This is a genomic window from Luteitalea sp. (assembly GCA_009377605.1).
Lineage (GTDB): Bacteria > Acidobacteriota > Vicinamibacteria > Vicinamibacterales > Vicinamibacteraceae > WHTT01.
The window spans coordinates 1-2,543 of the sequence record WHTT01000191.1 but is presented as its reverse complement, the minus strand read 5'-3'; the positions used below and the strand labels follow the sequence as shown (position 1 = coordinate 2,543).

Sequence of the window (2,543 nt, the reverse complement as noted above, 5' to 3'; positions counted from 1 at the left end):
CATTTCGATCTGCTGCGCCGATCGGCTGGGTCGGTGGTCGACGCTGTGTGGCTACGCGTCCAAACAGCCTTCGATTGGAACCTCACACAGGAGCTACGGCACGCCTGCCGATCGCTTCGGCGCACGCCTGCGCTCACGGTCGTCGCCTCGACGGTGCTTGGCCTCGGGATTGGCGCGAGCGCGACCGTCTTCTCGGTCGTCGATGTGTTGTTGCTTCGACCACTCCCCTATCGCGAGCCGGACCAAGTCGTGACGATCTGGCAACAACGAGTGGAGGCCGACAGCGCCATCGGCGATGTTGCGCCATCGAATGTCTTGGACTGGCGTGAGCAGGCCACGAGCTTTGATGTGGTGGCGGCCGCCGAGCCCTTCGCGTTCGACTACATGGTCGGATCTGAGCCTCGGACGCTTCTCGCTGTGCTCGTCACCGAAGGCTTCTTTCGCGCCGTTGGCGTGCAGCCGCTGATTGGGCGCACCTTCCGTCCAGAGGAACATCGGGATGGACAGGATAGCGTCGTGCTGCTTTCGTACGGGTGCTGGCAGCGATACTTCGGCGGTGACCGAGGCCTCGTCGGTCGAACGGTCATCTTGGACAACGAACCGCGCACCGTTGTGGGTATTCTTCCGCCAGATTTTCAGCCGCGGCTGCTGCAAACAGCTCGGGAGCGCGAAGTCTGGGCACCACACGTGACGCCGCCTTATACGCGCCGGCAACGAGGCAGCGCGTACTGGAATGTCGTTGCAAGGCTTCGGCGTGGTGTCTCGTTGGAGCAGGCGCAACGAGAGATGGATGCCATCTCCGCGCGGCTCGCAGCGGCACATCCTCGTACCAACCGCGGTGTGGTCGCGAGACTCGTTCCGTTTCGCGATCATCTCGCCGGGCCGGTTCGTCCCCTTTTGTTGGTGCTCGTTTCGGCAGTTGGCCTCGTGCTCCTGATGGCGTGCGCGAACGTGGCCAACATGCTGCTCGCACGTGGCGCGGAGCGTCAGTGTGATCTTGCCGTTCGCAGCGCCCTCGGCGCCGGCCGCGCCCGCCTCGTCGGACAGCTCATGGTCGAGAACGTGCTCCTCGCGCTGCTCGGGTGGGGTGCTGGCGTTGCCCTTGCGTACTGGGGTACCCGCGTCGTCGTTGCCCTGAGTCCGGGCGGAATACCGCGCATACACCAGGTGGGTCTCGACGGCCGCGTCCTCTTGTTCTCACTCGTCGTTGCCGCGTCGACGGCCCTCTTCTTTGGTCTCGCTCCTGCCACGACATTCTCGCGCACCGACGCTGGCGGGCTGAAGGCCCCCGGGCGCTCTGTCGGCTCAGGCGTTTCTCGAAAGCTCCGATCAGCGCTAGTCGTCGCTGAGGTCGGCATTGCCATGGTGCTGCTCGTGGGCGCCGGCCTGTTGCTTCGCAGCTTTGCCAATGTGCTTCGCCAAGATCCAGGCTTCACGTCGACCAACGTGCTCGCTGTGCAAGTGTTCACATATGGTGAGCGGTATCGCACGCCCGAGCAGCAGGTGGTCTTCTACGACCAGGCGCTGCAGCGGATCCGAGCGCTTCCTGGAATGCGCGATGTTGGGCTCGTATCGGCGATGCCGTTCGCCGAGGCGAACATCAACATCGAGAGCGGATTCTGGATCCAAGGGCAACCAAAGCCATCGCCCGCCGAGATGCCAAGCACCTTTACGACCGTGGCGACAGCCGCGTATTTCCGCGTGATGAATATTCCGCTGATGCGCGGCCGAATGTTCACCAACGGGGACCGGGCGGGTGCCCTCGGCGTGGTGCTCGTCAACGAGACGATGGCGAGGACGTATTGGCCTGGTGAGGATCCGGTCGGGCGGCACATCACGGTCAACTGGCAAGATGATCCAAGAGACGTTCAGATCGTCGGAGTCGTCGGTCACGTACGACACGAAGGACCGGAAAGTCACCCGCGCCCAGAGGTGTTCTTTCCGCATGCCCAGTTGCCGTTCGGGTCAATGACATTCGTCGCAGGGACCGTCGACGATCCGGCGTCGTACGTCGACGCCACCAAACAACAGATCTGGGCCGTCGATCCGACGCTGCCCATCTACGAAGCGATCGCGCTCGACCGGCTCACGTCGGCCTGGTTGGCACCGAGGCGATTCAGCCTCTTGGTGGTGGGGGCGTTCGCCATCATGGCGTTCGTGATCGCGGCCATCGGCGTCTATGGTGTCATCAGCTACTCGATGGCGCGACGAACCCGGGAGATCGGCCTGCGCATGGCGATCGGGGCACAGGCCGCCGACATTCGCCGGTTGGTGCTCGTCGAAGGCGTCGTGCTCGCCGCTCTTGGCATCGGCGCGGGCCTCGCCGGTGCGCTGGCGCTCACCCGCTTCCTCCGGGCGCTCCTGTTCGACGTCACGCCGAGCGATCCCGTGACGTTGGCGAGTGTCTCGATACTTCTCTTCGTCGTGGCGCTCGCCGCGTGCTACGTACCGGCCCGCCGCGCGACACGCATCGACCCGCTCGTCGCGCTGCGCCAAGAGTGAACCACTGACCACTACTCACTATTCAGCAGACAGCAGCGACC

At 64.3% G+C, this 2,543-nt stretch carries 1 protein-coding gene; it reads left to right on the top strand.

Annotation, left to right across the window (positions count from 1 at the left end):
• Positions 1–2,502 (top strand): FtsX-like permease family protein (locus GEV06_28345; GenBank protein ID MPZ21762.1); only part of this gene is annotated, 2,502 nt, incomplete at its 5' end.
• Between the last annotated feature and the right edge of the window lie 41 nt (positions 2,503–2,543).